Origin of the sequence: Rhizobium sp. NLR22b (genome assembly GCF_019685295.1) — a bacterium.
Classification (GTDB): Bacteria; Pseudomonadota; Alphaproteobacteria; order Rhizobiales; family Rhizobiaceae; genus Rhizobium.
Map to the genome: position 1 here is coordinate 92,520 of NZ_JABDWM010000017.1, position 14,648 is coordinate 107,167.

The 14,648-nt window shown below is 62.3% G+C and carries 17 protein-coding genes and 1 other RNA gene; 10 read left to right on the plus strand and 8 right to left on the minus strand.

Translation table 11 applies throughout. The features are described 5' to 3' along the window. Positions 1–105: 105 nt before the first annotated feature. From recF to HJC00_RS24900, 3 genes are read left to right on the plus strand one after another with little or no spacing between them, the layout of a single operon-like run. Positions 106–1,230, plus strand: a complete 1,125-nt coding sequence (gene recF / locus HJC00_RS24890; RefSeq protein ID WP_221156103.1) for a DNA replication/repair protein RecF — start codon at positions 106–108, stop codon at positions 1,228–1,230. Further along, the gene (locus tag HJC00_RS24895; RefSeq protein WP_405048799.1) at positions 1,227–2,060 is read left to right on the plus strand and encodes a molybdopterin-synthase adenylyltransferase MoeB; all 834 of its coding nucleotides are present in this window, start codon (positions 1,227–1,229) and stop codon (positions 2,058–2,060) included. The genes recF and HJC00_RS24895 overlap by 4 nt, the downstream gene beginning before the upstream one ends. Further along, the gene (locus HJC00_RS24900) at positions 2,057–2,530 is read left to right on the plus strand and encodes a GNAT family N-acetyltransferase (RefSeq protein WP_210629634.1); all 474 of its coding nucleotides are present in this window, start codon (positions 2,057–2,059) and stop codon (positions 2,528–2,530) included. Before HJC00_RS24895 ends, HJC00_RS24900 begins: the two co-directional genes overlap by 4 nt. A 33-nt stretch (positions 2,531–2,563) precedes the next feature. Here HJC00_RS24900 and HJC00_RS24905 read toward each other — a convergent pair whose 3' ends face one another. Beyond that, entirely contained in the window at positions 2,564–3,565 is a 1,002-nt protein-coding gene (locus tag HJC00_RS24905; RefSeq protein ID WP_210629635.1) for a D-glycerate dehydrogenase, read from the minus strand. A gap of 185 nt (positions 3,566–3,750) precedes the next feature. Between HJC00_RS24905 and HJC00_RS24910 the strand changes: the two genes are divergently transcribed. Beyond that, positions 3,751–4,290 carry an SH3 domain-containing protein gene (locus HJC00_RS24910; RefSeq protein WP_221164743.1) on the plus strand — a complete coding sequence of 180 codons (540 nt, stop codon included), beginning with the start codon at positions 3,751–3,753 and terminating at the stop codon, positions 4,288–4,290. Here the strand turns inward: HJC00_RS24910 and HJC00_RS24915 are convergent. Next, positions 4,283–5,275, minus strand: a complete 993-nt coding sequence (locus tag HJC00_RS24915) for an adenosine kinase (protein ID WP_221147666.1) — start codon at positions 5,273–5,275, stop codon at positions 4,283–4,285. The two genes, HJC00_RS24910 and HJC00_RS24915, sit on opposite strands and share 8 nt — an antisense overlap. Before the next feature lie 524 nt (positions 5,276–5,799). Between HJC00_RS24915 and HJC00_RS24920 the strand changes: the two genes are divergently transcribed. Beyond that, the gene (locus HJC00_RS24920; RefSeq protein ID WP_210629638.1) at positions 5,800–6,747 is read left to right on the plus strand and encodes an AEC family transporter; all 948 of its coding nucleotides are present in this window, start codon (positions 5,800–5,802) and stop codon (positions 6,745–6,747) included. A gap of 121 nt (positions 6,748–6,868) precedes the next feature. On the opposite strand, the gene HJC00_RS24925 is transcribed toward HJC00_RS24920, so the two are convergent. Beyond that, the gene (locus tag HJC00_RS24925) at positions 6,869–7,432 is read right to left on the minus strand and encodes a cytochrome c family protein (protein ID WP_210629639.1); all 564 of its coding nucleotides are present in this window, start codon (positions 7,430–7,432) and stop codon (positions 6,869–6,871) included. Positions 7,433–7,585: 153 nt separating this feature from the next. Here HJC00_RS24925 and HJC00_RS24930 point away from each other — a divergent pair, with 153 nt between their 5' ends. Continuing rightward, positions 7,586–8,341 (plus strand): 3-deoxy-manno-octulosonate cytidylyltransferase, encoded by a 756-nt coding sequence (locus HJC00_RS24930; protein WP_210629640.1) that lies wholly within the window; start codon positions 7,586–7,588, stop codon positions 8,339–8,341. Positions 8,342–8,351: 10 nt separating this feature from the next. Further along, positions 8,352–9,206 carry a prephenate dehydratase gene (locus HJC00_RS24935; protein WP_210629641.1) on the plus strand — a complete coding sequence of 285 codons (855 nt, stop codon included), beginning with the start codon at positions 8,352–8,354 and terminating at the stop codon, positions 9,204–9,206. A 19-nt stretch (positions 9,207–9,225) separates the two neighbouring features. On the opposite strand, the gene HJC00_RS24940 is transcribed toward HJC00_RS24935, so the two are convergent. From HJC00_RS24940 to HJC00_RS24960, 5 genes are all read right to left on the minus strand, one after another. Next, the gene (locus tag HJC00_RS24940) at positions 9,226–9,594 is read right to left on the minus strand and encodes a VOC family protein (protein ID WP_210629642.1); all 369 of its coding nucleotides are present in this window, start codon (positions 9,592–9,594) and stop codon (positions 9,226–9,228) included. Between the two features lie 132 nt (positions 9,595–9,726). Next, positions 9,727–9,987 carry a hypothetical protein gene (locus HJC00_RS24945; protein ID WP_210629643.1) on the minus strand — a complete coding sequence of 87 codons (261 nt, stop codon included), beginning with the start codon at positions 9,985–9,987 and terminating at the stop codon, positions 9,727–9,729. A 142-nt stretch (positions 9,988–10,129) separates the two neighbouring features. Next, positions 10,130–10,825: a YafY family protein gene (locus HJC00_RS24950; RefSeq protein ID WP_210629644.1), complete on the minus strand. Its 696-nt coding sequence runs from the start codon at positions 10,823–10,825 to the stop codon at positions 10,130–10,132. Between the two features lie 4 nt (positions 10,826–10,829). Continuing rightward, on the minus strand, positions 10,830–11,789 hold the full coding sequence (nudC, locus tag HJC00_RS24955; RefSeq protein WP_210629645.1) for an NAD(+) diphosphatase: 960 nt from the start codon (positions 11,787–11,789) through the stop codon (positions 10,830–10,832). Beyond that, positions 11,786–12,196 (minus strand): HIT domain-containing protein, encoded by a 411-nt coding sequence (locus HJC00_RS24960; RefSeq protein ID WP_210629646.1) that lies wholly within the window; start codon positions 12,194–12,196, stop codon positions 11,786–11,788. Before HJC00_RS24960 ends, nudC begins: the two co-directional genes overlap by 4 nt. 89 nt (positions 12,197–12,285) lie before the next feature. Here HJC00_RS24960 and ffs point away from each other — a divergent pair. From ffs to HJC00_RS24975, 3 genes are all read left to right on the plus strand, one after another. Continuing rightward, an RNA gene (ffs, locus tag HJC00_RS24965) (signal recognition particle sRNA small type) lies at positions 12,286–12,382 on the plus strand. Between the two features lie 46 nt (positions 12,383–12,428). Then, positions 12,429–14,294, plus strand: coding sequence for a DNA polymerase III subunit gamma/tau (locus tag HJC00_RS24970; RefSeq protein ID WP_210629647.1), 1,866 nt, complete (start codon positions 12,429–12,431; stop codon positions 14,292–14,294). Positions 14,295–14,316: 22 nt separating this feature from the next. Beyond that, entirely contained in the window at positions 14,317–14,640 is a 324-nt protein-coding gene (locus HJC00_RS24975) for a YbaB/EbfC family nucleoid-associated protein (protein ID WP_003571208.1), read from the plus strand. Positions 14,641–14,648 lie beyond the last annotated feature (8 nt).

Below are 14,648 nucleotides of genomic sequence, written 5' to 3' on the forward strand. Positions count from 1 at the left end.
GTGTTTACGATGCTCCCTGTCAAGCGGGCGCGATCCGCGCGCGAACGCGCTTGCCATCTGCGCCGCTTCGGCTTAGCTGTCACGCTTCACGGACCCGGATACGCAATGCCGCATAAGGTTTCTCTCTCCCGTCTGAAGCTGACGGACTTCCGCAATTATGCGGCCGCGAGCCTTAGCCTCGATGGTCGGCATGCCGTGCTGACCGGAGACAATGGCGCCGGCAAGACCAATCTCATGGAGGCGGTCTCGCTGCTTTCGCCCGGCCGCGGCCTGCGCCGAGCCGCCTATGGCGACATTACCCGCGTCGGCGCGGCCGGCGGCTTTTCGATCTTCGCGGCGCTGGATGGCATGGAGGGCGAGGTCGAGATCGGAACCGGCATAGAAGCGGGTGAGGAGACCACAGCCCGCCGGCTTCGCATCAACGGCACCCCGGCAAAAACCGCCGACGAGTTGACCGATCACCTGCGTCTTCTCTGGCTGACACCGGCGATGGACGGGCTCTTCACCGGCGCCTCCTCCGACCGCCGGCGCTTTCTCGACCGGCTGGTGCTGTCGCTCGATCCGGCCCACGGCCGCCGCGCCAGCGATTTCGAGCGTGCCATGCGCAGCCGCAACAAACTGCTGGACGAGAGCCGCTTCGACCCTTCCTGGCTTGCGGGTATCGAAGAACAGATGGCAAGCCTCGGTATTGCCATGGCGCTCGCCCGCCAGGAAATGCTCGGCCTTTTGAGCCGGCTGATCGAGGAAACACTGGAGAGCTCGCCTTTCCCCTCGGCCTCACTGCAGCTCTCGGGCTTCATGGACGGCCAGTTCTCGCGCCCATCGGTCGACCTCGAGGACGACTACGCGGCGATGCTGGCCGAGAGCCGCTACCGCGATGCCGGCGCGGGGCGCACGCTGGAGGGACCGCACCGGGCTGACCTCATCGTCCACCACCACGAAAAGGCGATGGAGGCGGCGCGTTGTTCCACCGGCGAGCAGAAAGCGCTGCTTGTCGGCCTGGTGCTTGCCCATGCACGACTCGTCGGCAATCTTACCGCCCATGCGCCGATCCTGCTGCTCGACGAAATCGCCGCGCATCTCGACGAGAACAGGCGCGCCGCGTTGTTCGACCTCATCGACGGACTGGGCGGTCAGGCCTTCATGACCGGAACGGATCGGGGAATGTTCTCGGCCCTCGGCGACAGGGCGCAGTTCTTTACGGTTGCGGACGGAAGGGTGTTCGGATGAGGGAGACAGCTTTTCCCGATGTCGCTTTTCCCGATGTCGGGGGCCATGCTACCATCGCCGCCATGGAACCTCTCAGCCCCGATGAAATCGCCCGGTATCAACGCCATATCCTGCTCCCCGAAATCGGCGGCGCAGGCCAGCAGAAACTCAAGGCCGCCCGCGTGCTGGTGATCGGCGCCGGCGGGCTCGGTGCGCCGATTCTGCAATATCTCGCCGCCGCCGGTATCGGCACGCTCGGCATCGTCGACGATGACCGGGTGTCGCTGTCCAATCTGCAGCGCCAGGTGATCCATGATTCCGGCACGATCGGCGAGCGGAAAACCGAAAGCGCCGCCTTGGCCATTGCCAGGCTCAACCCGCATGTGCGGCTCATCCGCTTCGAGGAACGCTTTTCTCGCGAGACTGCCCGGCGTCAATTGTCCGGCTTCGATCTCCTGATCGACGGCTCCGACAATTTCGATACGCGTTATGCCGCGGCCGATGCGGCGGAGGAAGCACGTATCCCACTCGTCACCGGAGCCGTCGGTCGTTTCGACGGTTCGCTGACGGTGCTAAAACCTTACGCGACGGCCGAGGACGGAGCGCCCAACCCAGGCTACCGCGACCTGTTTCCCGAGGCGCCACCGGCGGGCCTGATCCCCAGCTGCGCCGAAGCCGGCATCATCGGCGCGCTCACCGGCGTCATCGGCACGATGATGGCGATGGAGGCGATCAAGCTCGTCACCGGCGCCGGCGAGCCGCTGATCGGGCGGCTGCTGCTTTACGACGCACTCTCGGCCCGGTTCGAAACCGTGCGCTACAAGCGCCGCCGCGCAAGGCAGGCCGGATGACGATTATCCGCCTTGATCGGAGCTTCACGCGCTGGGACGAGCTGCTCGCCCTCATCCTCACGGCCTTCGCTTCGATGAACGGGAGGATCGATCCGCCGTCCTCGGCGCTCAGTCTGACGGCGGAGGCGCTGGCAGCAAAGGCTGAGGCCGAGATCGGCCATGTCGTCATCGACGATGGCAAACTGACCGGCTGCCTGTTTCTGCGGCCGGAGGCCGATTGTCTCTATGTCGGCAAGCTCGCCGTTCTGCCGGCAGCGCAAGGCAAGGGCCTCGGCAGGCGTTTGCTCGCAGTTGCCGAGGAGACGGCTGCAGAACTCGGCTTTGCCGCTTTGCGGCTGGAGACACGCATCGAGCTCACCGACAATCACGCCGTCTTTGCCGCCTGGGGATTTTCCAGAAGCGCCGAAAAGGCCCATCCTGGTTTTGCCAGGACGACCTTCGTCGAGATGCGGAAGATCCTTACTCGCTGACGCGCATCGACCGAATCCGCTCCCCGAATTAGCTCACCGGCCCGGCAGCACCCGGTTCGGCGGTCTGTGGCCGTCGATGAAGGTGCGGATATTGATGATGACCTTGTCGCCCATGTCGATCCGGCCTTCGATCGTCGCCGAACTCATGTGCGGCAGCAGCACGACCTTGCCCTCATTGGCGAGCTTGACGAGCTTCGGATTGACGGCCGGCTCGTTCTCGAACACGTCGAGGCCGGCGCCGGCGATCTTGCCCTCCCTCAGGCATTTGATCAGCTGGGCTTCATCGACGACGTCACCGCGCGCTGTATTGACGAGATAGGCGGTGGGCTGCAGCAGCGCCAGGCGGCGCGCCGAAATCAGGTGAAAGGTTGCCGGTGTCGAGGGGCAGTTGATCGAGACGATGTCGACACGGGCCAGCATCTGGTCGAGGCTTTCCCAATAGGTTGCCTCCAACTCGTCCTCGACGGCTGGATTGACGCGCTTGCGATTGTGATAGTGGATCGAAAGACCAAAAGCCTTGGCGCGGCGGGCCACCGCCGTGCCGATACGCCCCATGCCGACGATGCCGATGCGCTTTCCGTGAATGCGCCGGCCGAGCATCCAGGTGGGAGACCAGCCGGCCCACTCGCCCGGCTTGTCGGTCAGGATCCGCGCCCCTTCGCCGAGCCGCCTCGGAACCGCGAGAATCAGCGCCATTGTCATATCGGCGGTGTCCTCGGTCAGGACGTTCGGCGTGTTGGTGACGGTGATGCCCTTGCGCGCCGCCGCCTCGACGTCGATGTGGTCGGTGCCGTTGGAGAAGCTGGCAATAAGCTTCATCTGCGGCCCCGCCTCTTCGATCAGGGCCGCATCGATGCGATCGGTGACCGTCGGCACCAGCACGTCGGCAGTCCGGACAGCGGCGATAAGCTCGGGAACGGAGCGCGGCGCGTCATCGATGTTCAGCTCGGCATCGAACAGCTCCCGCATTCGGGTTTCGACGGCATCCGGCAGCTTGCGGGTGATATAGACCTTCGGTTTTTTCTTCGCTGTCATGGCTGCCTGCGGTGCCTTGTTCAGAGGTCTTTAACCAAGAGGGGTGATAATTTTCCCGTTCCGGGCAATTTCTACCAGACCCGCACGCGAAGACAAACAAAACTCGTGGTGCAGCCGGGGAATGTCAAAGCCCGGACCGCGTGCAGGCCGGGCTTGCCCGCGAATTCGAGCAAACGGAAGCCTCCATGCGCAGCAAAGTCCTGAAGTCCTGCCTCGCCCTCGCGATCTCTCTGGCCGCATCCATGGGAACCTTAGAATTTGCTCATGCGCAGGCGGCCAAAGGGCCGAGCGGCCTGCCGTTGCCGCGCTTCGTCACATTGAAATCGAAGCGCGTCAACCTGCGCATCGGCCCCGGAACGGATTTCGCCGTATCGTGGATGTATCTGAAATCCGGCCTGCCGGTGGAAATCATCCAGGAATACGACAATTGGCGCCGCATCCGCGATGCCGACGGCACTGAAGGCTGGGTCAATCAGTCGCTGCTGTCAGGCCAGCGCGCGGCGATCGCCGCACCCTGGATGAAGGCGAAGGGCAAGGGCGTCTATGTCAACCTGCGCCGCGAGGCGCAGCCCTCCGCCTCGATCGTCGCCAAGCTGGAACCCGGCGTGATGCTGACGATCGGCGAATGCAACGGCGATTGGTGCCACGCAGAAACTGACGGCGCCGCAGGCTGGGTGGCGCAGTCGGAAATCTGGGGCGCCTATCCCGGCGAGGCCTTCAAATAAGCCCCGCCTGTTTGGCGGCGTCGGAAAGCGAGGTCATCGGGCGTGGGCCGATCTGCTGAATGACAATGCCGGCGGCGAGACAACCGAGCTTGCCGCAATCCTCCAGGGACCTTCCCTGCGTGTAGCCATAGAGGAAGCCGGAGGCAAACAGGTCGCCGGCGCCCGTTGTGTCAACAACTTCCCGAATCCTGATCGCATCGACGTAATAACGCTCGCGGCCCTTCAGGATGACGGCGCCGTTCTCGCTCATCGTCACGGCGGCGATCTTGCAGTCCGCGGCGATCCTGTTCAGCGCCTCTTCAAAATCGTCGGTCTGGTAAAGCGACAGCGCCTCCTGGCGATTGGCAAAGACGATATCGACCTTGCCGGAGCGCATCAGATCGAGGAACTCGCCGCGATATCGGTCGACGCAGAAACTGTCGGACAGTGTCATCGACATTTCCCGGCCGTGTTGATGGGCGATGCGGGCGCAATCGAGAATCGCCTCCTTGGCGCGCGGCGGATCCCACAGATAACCTTCGAAATAGGTGACCTTGGCATTGGCGACGACATCGGCCTCGACATCCTCAGGACCGAGTTCGACGCAGGCGCCGAGATAGGTATTCATCGAACGCTCGCCATCCTCGGTGACAAAGATCATCGAACGCGCCGTCGGCGGGAAGGTGCCCTTCGGCTTCGTCTGATAGTGGACGCCCTGGGCGCGGATGTCGTGGGTAAAGATGTCTCCGAGCTGATCTGCGGCGACATTGCCGAAATAGGCGGCCTTACCGCCGAGGTTGGCAACGCCCGCCGCCGTGTTGCCGGCGCTGCCGCCGGAGGCTTCCAGTGCCGGTCCCATGCGCGAATACAAGAGTTCGGCGCGTTCGGCGTCGATGAGGTTCATCGCCGCCTTCGTGATCTGGTTGTCAATGAGGAACTGGTCGTTGCAACGGGCGATGATATCCACGATTGCGTTGCCGACCGTCAGAACATCGAATCTTGTCATGAAATGGGGGGTCCCGGATTTGTGATAGCCGGGGTTCGGTCTTAGCGAAATTTCTGCGGTTTGGAAGGACAAATGGTGAATGGCGCATCTATTTCTTCGCAAAAGTGCCGCTTATTCGTCACGCCGCTGTCATCTTCGAAATCTACAAAAACTCGCAGGAAAACCGGCATGAGCAGCTTTCAGTTGCGGCCGGGCGCCCGAGGGATGATCCCTTCGATCTTACCGGCGCGATGCTGACCACGGATGAACTGGCAGCTTCGTGATCGGGATATCCGGCAGGGCCGGAGCGGAAAAGCGGGCTGTGCCCGCTTTTTTTGCTTTGCGGAGAGCCGAGCGCCGGAGCGGGCGGCGCTTGCCTTTTCAATTCGAACCTTTTGCTGCCAGAGCGCCGTGCATCCGTTCGGATGCAAAGGACGCTCTCACTCTTTAAATCTACGCATCGGACTTACCGAAAATCGATTCCGATTTTCGGGCCGATGCTGTAGAGGTCGGATACTCCCCTCCCCCGCAGAGCATCCTGCCTCATGTCAGCCATCATTCTCGACGTCCTCCCCATCTTCATCCTGATCCTCATCGGCTGGGTGATCGTTCGCAGCGGCCTGATGACGTCGAATGTCGGCGACGCGCTCAGCGAATTCGTCTTCAAGATCGCCGTGCCGCTGCTGCTCTTCCGCACCATCGCCGAAGCGGATTTCCACGGCGCCTCGCCTTTCCGGCTCTGGATCGTCTATTTCTCCGGCGTCGCCATCACCTGGACGGCCGGGCATATCGCCGCCACGCGGCTTTTCGGCCGCGACGAACGGATCGGCGTTCTCGCCGGGGTGTCCTCAGCCTTCGCCAACAACGTCTTCATCGGGCTGCCGCTCGTTCAGCGGACCATCGGCGACGAAGGGCTGGTGGCGTTGTCGATCCTACTTGCCGTGCATCTGCCTGTCATGATGGTCGCTGGCACAGTGCTGATGGAACATGCGGAGCGCAAGATCGCCGGCAAAAGCGACCGCAGCATGATGTTCGTGCTTCGCCAGATCGCCATCAATCTCATACGCAATCCGCTGGTGATCGGGCTTGCGGCGGGCATGGCCATGCACCTTTCCGGCCTTACCATGACTGCAACGCTGGCGACGGTCGTCAATCAGATCGCCGGCATTGCCGGTCCGGCAGCGCTGATCTCGCTCGGGATGGCGCTGGAGAGATACGGCGTCTCCGGCAATTTCGGTATTGCCAGCGTCACCTCGAGCTTAAAGCTGCTGCTGCTGCCCGGTTGCGTCTGGGCGGCGAGCCATCTCCTCGGCCTCAACCCTGCATGGACGGCAGCGATCGTGCTGACCTCGTCGGTGCCGACAGGCGTCAACGCCTGGCTGATCGCCAACCGGTTCGGCGTCGGTCACAGCCTCGCCGCCTCGACGATCACGGTGACAACGGCTCTCGGCGCCATCACGGTCTCGCTCTGGGCCTATTTCCTCGGCGCCTGAGCATGTCACCCGAAATGCGCGGCGGTCTTGTCATAACGACGCGCGCAAAAACTCGCTCTTCGCGCAGCAAAAAGCCCGGCGCGCGGGCCGGGCTTTGAAAATCAGGCGATCATCCCGCCGTTCACTGCGTGGCCGTTTTCGGATCCGGCAGCGGCACCGGCGAATCAGCGAGCGTGTGCAGGTAGAGGATGACGTTGGCGCGATCCTGATCCTTCGCCAGACCGGCGAAGCCCATTGCGGTGCCGGGAACATCCTTCTTCGGCGCCAGCAGGAACTTGTTGAGGTTCTCGAAAGTCCACTTCTCGCTGCTACCCTTGGAGAAATCCTTCATCGCAGCGGAATAAGCGAAGCCTTCATGCGAGGCGATCGGGCGATCTACGACACCAAAGAGGTTCGGACCGACCTTGTTCGGTCCGCCTTTGGTGCCGTCATGACAGGCCTGACACTTCTTGAAGACCGCTTCACCGGCCTTGGCATCTGCAGAAGCGAGCAACTGCGCGATCGGAACGGCAGCGGCCGGCGCAGCTTCGCCACCGGCGGCCGGCGCCTCTTCGGCAACGATCGCGAAACCTTCCTTCTCCGGCGCTTCGGAATGGAAGATCCCCTCGGACGCGATGGAGACCGACATCAGAACGAAAATCGTTCCGAGCAGCGCCCCCACGGCCGTATTGACGTATGAATTCATCTGCAATGCTCCCCTTGCAGCCGGCAGACAAGAACCGGACCATCTTGAAATCGCGCGGAACCTATGTCTTTTGACTGTTCGTTGCAACTGTCTAAATGGTCTTATGCGTGAGACTTTTTGACACTTTTCAGCCCGGAATAGAAGGCCCGAACAATGCGTGATTCAAATTTCGACGACGTGCTCGTATTGATTCCGGCACGGATGGCCTCCACCCGGCTTCCGGGCAAGCCGCTCGCCGATATTTGCGGACTGCCGATGGTCGTGCAGGTGGCGATGCGCGCAAGAGAAGCCGAAATCGGCCGGGTCGTCGTCGCCGTCGACGATCCGCAGGTGTTCGATACGGTGGCCGCCGCCGGCTTCGAAGTTGTCATGACCAGCAAGGATCATCAATCCGGCTCGGACCGCATCTTCGAGGCGTTGACGAAGGTCGATCCGGACGGCAAGGCGAAGTTCATCGTCAACGTCCAGGGCGACCTGCCGACGATCGAGCCGGAAACAGTGCGGGCGGCCTTGCGCCCCCTCGAGAACGAGGCGGTCGATATCGGCACGCTGACCATCGAAATCGATAATGAGGAGGACAAGACCGCGCCGCACATCGTCAAGGTCATCGGTTCGCCGATTTCCGACACCCGCCTGCGCGGCCTCTACTTCACTCGCGCCACGGCGCCCTACGGCAAGGGGCCGCTCTACCATCATATCGGCCTCTATGCCTATCGGCGCGCGGCGCTCGAACGGTTCGTGTCGCTCGGCCCGTCGACGCTTGAAAAGCGCGAGTCGCTGGAGCAGCTGCGGGCACTGGAGGCCGGCATGCGCATCGATGCCGAGATCGTTGACACGGTTCCGCTCGGTGTCGATACTCCCGCCGACCTCGAAAAAGCGCGGCGCATCCTCTCTGCACGGCAGAACTGACAGGACGATCATGAACATCAAGACCAACAGGATCGCCTTCCAGGGCGAATTCGGCGCCAATTCCGACATGGCCTGCCGCGACATGTTTCCGACCATGGAGCCGCTGCCCTGCCAGACTTTCGAGGATGCCTTCACGGCCGTCGACAATGGCGACGCCGATATCGCAATGATCCCGATCGAGAACACCATTGCCGGACGCGTTGCCGATATCCATCATCTGCTGCCGGAATCGCGGCTGCATATCATCGGCGAATATTTCATGCCGATCCGCTTCCAGCTGATGGTGCTGCCCGGGGTCACCCAGGACGAGATCCGCACGGTGCACAGCCATATCCACGCACTCGGCCAATGCCGCAAGATCGTGCGCGCTCACGGCTGGAAGCCTGTCATCGCCGGCGATACGGCGGGGGCGGCTAAACTCGTCAAGGAAACCGGCGATCGCTCGATGGCGGCACTCGCGCCGCGCCTTGCCGCCGATCTCTATGGGCTGGAGATCGTCGCCGAGAACGTCGAGGATACCGAAAACAACGTTACCCGTTTCGTCATCCTGTCCCGCGATGAGGAATGGGCGCAACGCAGTTCGGCCGAGGAAAAGGTCGTCACCACCTTCGTCTTCAACGTTCGCAACATTCCGGCCGCGCTCTACAAGGCGCTCGGCGGATTTGCCACGAACAATATCAACATGACGAAGCTCGAAAGCTATCAGCTCGGCGGAAAATTCGTGGCGACGCAATTCTACGCCGATATCGAGGGCCATCCGAACGATCCGAACGTTCGCCGGGCATTGGAGGAGCTGCGTTTCTTCTCCGAAAAGGTGCGCATCCTCGGCGTCTACAAGGGGCATGTGATGCGAGGTCTGCTTTAACAGGCCTCGCGCTCTCTCATTATTTATCCGGCTCGCAGACGCGCAGCCGATGCCCGTCCGGGTCGAGCACCACGAAGGTCGGGCCGAAATCGAGTTCGGTCAGTTCCTGGGCAATCGGCAGGCCGCGCTGACGCCAGTCATCATATTGCCTGGCGACGGCATTTTCTCCCGCCACCATGAAGGCCACTTCGCCTCGATTGCCGATGGCGGAAGGCTGCGGCTCGACCTTGCTGCGCCGCCAGAGACCAAGGGTGAAGCCGCCATCGAGCGGGAAGGCGACGAAATTCGGCGCTTCGACGGCCGGCTCGCGGTTCAGGAGGTTCCGGTAGAAGCTGGCGCTTTCGGCAGGATCCTTGACATAGAGGATTATCAGATTGGGGCTGGTCATTTCGATTCTCCCGTTGCTGTAAGTTGGGTCATGCGAGATGTCCTGCTGCCAATTTGTGGCAGCAGGAAACGAAAGGCGCCGCGAAAGCAACGCCCCGTTCTCGTCAAGTGGATGAGCTGGACAATCAGATATTTAGAGCGGGAACCGGTCCTGGAGGCGCGGGTTGCGCCCATCCATGAAACCGAGGTCGCGCCTGCGGGAATCCGGCATGGCTTCGACATCGAGTTTCGAGCGGCTTGCCTCGGGGATCCGGAAAAGGCTCATAGCCAGGCGCAGCAGGCCGGAGCGTGCCGACTGCCGGACGTCGGCAAAAGTTTCGGCCGAAATGATATCTGCAAAACTATCGGAGGCGAAGCGATCGCCGGCCTGTTGAATGATTGGAGGCGTTACCATGATCAGTACTCCTTCCCAAGCGCATCGGCACGATGCGCAAAACCTGGATGTCACAGCCTCCTGCGTGTCCGAAGACGCGCGGCGCTGTAGTGAAGTGAGGCTGATAATAACTCTCCCTGCTGACAGTTTATGGCAGCAGCGTTCAGGTCTCCAGCGGCACGTCCTGCGTCTCGCGCCATTCCTTTAGGAGCACCGTGCGGCGACGGGGATAACGCATCTCATGGACCGCCATGTCGATGATGCGATCGGTGCGGAAATGGCGAAAATCCTGGCGCAGTTCGCACCAGGCCATGATGATGCGCACATGCTCGAAATAGCCGAGCGCGAAGGGCCAGACACGGCGGCGGGAGATACGGCCCTGCTCGTCGCCGTAATGCAGTTCGAGCACGCGCTCCAGGCGGATCGCCTTGCGGATAGCCGAAACATCAGCCCTGTCCTCGTCCTGGCGTTTGCGACCAACGAACAGTGTCGCCGAATCGACCGTTTCACGCATGTCGGCCGGCAGCACGGCGACGATCTTGGCGAGCGCATCGGCGCCGGCGCCCGCAAGGCGCGGCTCGGCGGCGCGGGCCACCCAGCGCGAACCGAGCACCAAGGCTTCCAGCTCTTCTTCGGAAAACATCATCGGCGGCAACATGAAGCCGGGCTTCAGCACATAACCGATGCCCGCTTCGCCTTCGATCATCGCCCCCTGGGCCTGCAGGCTGGCAATATCGCGATAGAGCGTGCGCAGGCTGACGCCGGTTTCCTGGGCAAGAACAGTTCCGGTCACCGGCCGCCGATAACGCCGGAGCGTCTGGAGCAGCGTCAGCAGCCGTTCCGAGCGGGCGACCGGCATCGTGTTACCGCTTCCACTCCGCCCAGTCGCGCATCAGGCGGTGGGCGATCGCCCCTTTCGGTGGAGAGGCCTTGCCCGTTGCACTCGGGCGTTCCAGCATCTCGATTGTTTCCTCGCGGGTGAACCAGCGGCAATCCTCGAGTTCCGTCTCGTCGCGTGTAATTTCGGTGGATTTGGCCTCGGCGTAACAGCCGATCATCAGCGAATGCGGCATCGGCCAGGGCTGCGAGGCGTGATAGCGGATGCGGCCGGTGCGGATGCCCGATTCCTCCAACGTTTCCCGGCGCACGGCATTCTCGATGGTTTCGCCGGGTTCGACGAAGCCGGCTAGGCAGGAATACATGCCGGGCGCAAAATGCGGGCTGCGGCCGAGCAGGCAAAGGTCGCGCGTCTCGTCGATCGTCAGCATGATGACGACGGGGTCGGTACGAGGGAAGATCATGTGTTCGCAGGCGGCGCAGACGCGCTTGTAGCCGCCGATATGAATCTCCATCGCCGCGCCGCAGCGGCCGCAGAAGCGGTTGTCGCCATTCCAGCGGATGAGGCTTGCGGCCTGGGCGAATTCGCCGAGCAAGACTTCGTCGATCAGCATCTCGCGAAACAGCGTGCGGCCGTCGGCCGGCTTGTATTGGCTGGCAAGGTCCTCGACGTCGATGCCGACGGGAACGGCAAGGCGCGGCTCGCCTGATTTGCGGTAGCCGAGCAGCACAGTCTCGTCCCAATTCGGCTGCAATTCCTGCAGTTCGTAACGGGCAAACAGCGGATCGAGCACCTGGCCGTCATGTTTCAGCACCAGCTTGTCCCGGGCAAAGGCGAAGATATGGGTACCGTCCTTTGCCAGCGCCCTTTCGACGGAATGTTCGTCGCGATGTTCGGAATCGCGATTGAGGTCGTTGGCGGCAAAGGCAGTGAGATTGCTGGGTTCCGGATGCGGCACATCCGAATCGAAAAGCGAATGGTTCATGATGAAAGGGCTTCCCGCAGCTTTGCTGTGAATTCGTCTCTCCTTGCGTCCTCGTAAGGCTCGGCGCGCTCGAAACCCCAGATGGGACCCGGCCAGTTGGCATCGCCTTCGAAGCGGGCAATGACATGAACATGAAGCTGGCGGACGATGTTGCCAAGAGCCCCTATGTTGATTTTTGTCGCGCCGGTGATGTTCTTCAAGGCCTTGGCGACAAGCTCCGTCTCGAAGGCGAGCAGCACCTGATCGAGCGGCGTCAACTCGAAAATTTCAGCAATGCCGGCCCGGCGCGGGACCAGAATGAGCCACGGCCAGCGGGCATCCTTGGATAATCTGAGATCACAGAGACCGGTGACCATGATGCTGACGCTGTCGTTTTCCAGCCGGGGGTCGAGCACAAAACCGTCCAAGGGACATTCCTCCTGTCTTTTCCTAGGACTAGCAGTTTTTTTGGATGTTGGCTTGCTTTTGATGACGATATTGCCGATATGTGCATCCGGGAGGTTGGTGGTGGACGAGCCACTCGCCAACCGGGTCAGGTCCGGAAGGAAGCAGCCCTAACGAGCCCGGCACGGGTCATCGTGCCAGCCTCCCACCTTCTCTCCACGAAATGCTCGACAATTTCGGGCGACAAGCAGGGCGATGAGCGATACCGAGCGACAATCAAAAGATGCCGCCTCGACGGGCACCGGGTACCGGGTGCTGGCTCGCAAATACCGCCCCAAGGATTTCACGGACCTGATGGTCGGCCAGGAGCCGATGGTCCGCACGCTCACCAACGCCTTCGAGACCGGCCGCATTGCCCAGGCCTATATGCTGACCGGCGTGCGCGGCGTCGGCAAGACGACGACGGCGCGCATCCTGGCGCGGGCGCTGAATTACAAGACGGCAGAAATCGACAAGCCGACGATCGACCTGCGTGTGCCCGGCGAACATTGCCAGGCAATCATGGAAGGCCGGCATGTCGATGTGATCGAAATGGATGCCGCTTCGCATACCGGTATCGACGATATAAGAGAAATCATAGAGCAGGTGCGCTACCGGCCGGTTTCGGCGCGCTACAAGGTCTATATCATCGACGAAGTGCACATGCTGTCGACCCAGGCCTTCAACGGCCTGTTGAAGACGTTGGAAGAGCCGCCGGAGCATGTGAAGTTCATCTTCGCCACCACCGAAATCCGCAAGGTGCCGATCACCGTGCTGTCGCGTTGCCAGCGCTTCGACCTGCGCCGCATCAGCGCGTCGGATCTCGTCGGGCTGTTTTCGACAATCGCGGCCAAGGAGGGCATTGAGGCGGAAGGCGACGCGCTGGCGATGATCGCGCGAGCCGCCGAAGGCTCTGCCCGCGACGGCCTGTCGCTGCTCGACCAGGCGATCGCCCATGGCGCAGGCGCCGTGCAGGCGGAAGCGGTGCGCGGCATGCTCGGCCTTGCCGACCGCGCCCGGATCGTCGATCTCTTTCAGCATATCATCAAAGGCGACGTGGCCGCCGCCCTCGGCGAATTCCAGAACCAGTACGAGGCCGGCGCCAATCCGGTGGTCGTACTCACCGATCTTGCCGATTTCACCCATCTGGTAACGCGACTGAAATATGTGCCGGATGCGGCAAACGACCCTTCTCTCAGCGAGATCGAGCGCACCAAGGCGGCGGAATTCGCCAAGGGTGTTGCGGTGACGACGCTGTCGCGCATCTGGCAGATGCTGCTGAAGGGCATTCCCGAAACGGAAGGCTCGTCGCGCACGGCGGGTGCCGCCGAGATGGTGCTGATCCGGCTTGCGCATGCGGCCCATCTGCCGGCGCCCGAGGATGCGGCGCGGCGGCTTACGGAGTTTTCCGGCGATAATGTCGGCCAACGGCCCTCCTCACCTTCGGGCAATGGCGGCGGCAACGGAACACGGGTTCCTTATCAGAGCAGCGTTACGGCACGGGCGACGGAGCCGACACCACGGCCGCAGCCTTCGGGGCCGACCGCGATGCTCCGCGCCGTGCCAAATCCGGAACCGCAGAATATCGGCCGCACCGAGGCCAGGCCGGCAGAGGCTCCGAAGCCGCTCGTGCGTGTCAATTCCATCGCCGACATCGTCGAGCTTGCGAGCGAGAAGCGCGACGTCAAGCTGAAGGCACTGGTGCGCAACTTCGTGCGCCCGGTCCGTCTTGAGCCGGGTCGGCTGGATGTGAACCTCACCGAAGGCGCTCCGAATACGCTGCTCAACGAGCTTGCCGTTAAGCTCAAGGAATGGACCGGCATCCACTGGATCGTCAGCACCAGCCGCGAAGAAGGCGGGCCGACGATGGTGGAGGCGGAAGCCAAGGCGCAGGAGCAGCGTGTGAGCGACGCGCGCCAGGACCCTGACGTAGCGGCAATCCTGGCGCAGTTTCCGGGCGCGAAAATCATCGACGTGCGCGTGCGGGCACCCGAACCGGAGGAGGAAGGCGAGGTCAAACCGCCGGCTGTCGCCGAATCCGAGGAAGGCGACATCCTGCCGGGCGACGACATAGAATTCTAAGGTTTCAAGAAGGAGCGAGACGATGCGCGACATCATGGGCATGATGGGCAAAGTCAAGGAAATGCAGGCCAAGATGGAGCAGATGCAGGCGGAAATCGCCGAGCTCACGGCCGAAGGCAAGGCGGGCGGCGGCCTCGTCACCGTCATCATCTCCGGCAAGGGCGAACTCAAGAGCCTGAAGATCGACCCGTCGCTGTTCAAGGAGGACGACGTCGAGATCCTCGAGGATCTGATCGTCGCCGCTCATAAGGACGCCAAGGACAAGGCCGAGGCGCTCGCCGCCGAAAAGACCAAGGCGCTGACCGCCGGTCTGCCGATCCCGCCCGGCTTCAAGCTGCCATTCTGATAGAAGGC

Excerpts from the sequence above, each read along its gene's own strand:
- recF (WP_221156103.1), top strand. The coding sequence starts at position 106 with ATGCCGCATAAGGTTTCTCTCTCCCGTCTGAAGCTGACGGACTTCCGC.
- HJC00_RS24895 (WP_405048799.1), top strand. The coding sequence starts at position 1,227 with ATGAGGGAGACAGCTTTTCCCGATGTCGCTTTTCCCGATGTCGGGGGC.
- HJC00_RS24900 (WP_210629634.1), top strand. The coding sequence starts at position 2,057 with ATGACGATTATCCGCCTTGATCGGAGCTTCACGCGCTGGGACGAGCTG.
- HJC00_RS24905 (WP_210629635.1), bottom strand. The coding sequence starts at position 3,565 with ATGACAGCGAAGAAAAAACCGAAGGTCTATATCACCCGCAAGCTGCCG.
- HJC00_RS24910 (WP_221164743.1), top strand. The coding sequence starts at position 3,751 with ATGCGCAGCAAAGTCCTGAAGTCCTGCCTCGCCCTCGCGATCTCTCTG.
- HJC00_RS24915 (WP_221147666.1), bottom strand. The coding sequence starts at position 5,275 with ATGACAAGATTCGATGTTCTGACGGTCGGCAACGCAATCGTGGATATC.
- HJC00_RS24920 (WP_210629638.1), top strand. The coding sequence starts at position 5,800 with ATGTCAGCCATCATTCTCGACGTCCTCCCCATCTTCATCCTGATCCTC.
- HJC00_RS24925 (WP_210629639.1), bottom strand. The coding sequence starts at position 7,432 with ATGAATTCATACGTCAATACGGCCGTGGGGGCGCTGCTCGGAACGATT.
- HJC00_RS24930 (WP_210629640.1), top strand. The coding sequence starts at position 7,586 with ATGCGTGATTCAAATTTCGACGACGTGCTCGTATTGATTCCGGCACGG.
- HJC00_RS24935 (WP_210629641.1), top strand. The coding sequence starts at position 8,352 with ATGAACATCAAGACCAACAGGATCGCCTTCCAGGGCGAATTCGGCGCC.
- HJC00_RS24940 (WP_210629642.1), bottom strand. The coding sequence starts at position 9,594 with ATGACCAGCCCCAATCTGATAATCCTCTATGTCAAGGATCCTGCCGAA.
- HJC00_RS24945 (WP_210629643.1), bottom strand. The coding sequence starts at position 9,987 with ATGGTAACGCCTCCAATCATTCAACAGGCCGGCGATCGCTTCGCCTCC.
- HJC00_RS24950 (WP_210629644.1), bottom strand. The coding sequence starts at position 10,825 with ATGCCGGTCGCCCGCTCGGAACGGCTGCTGACGCTGCTCCAGACGCTC.
- nudC (WP_210629645.1), bottom strand. The coding sequence starts at position 11,789 with ATGAACCATTCGCTTTTCGATTCGGATGTGCCGCATCCGGAACCCAGC.
- HJC00_RS24970 (WP_210629647.1), top strand. The coding sequence starts at position 12,429 with ATGAGCGATACCGAGCGACAATCAAAAGATGCCGCCTCGACGGGCACC.
- HJC00_RS24975 (WP_003571208.1), top strand. The coding sequence starts at position 14,317 with ATGCGCGACATCATGGGCATGATGGGCAAAGTCAAGGAAATGCAGGCC.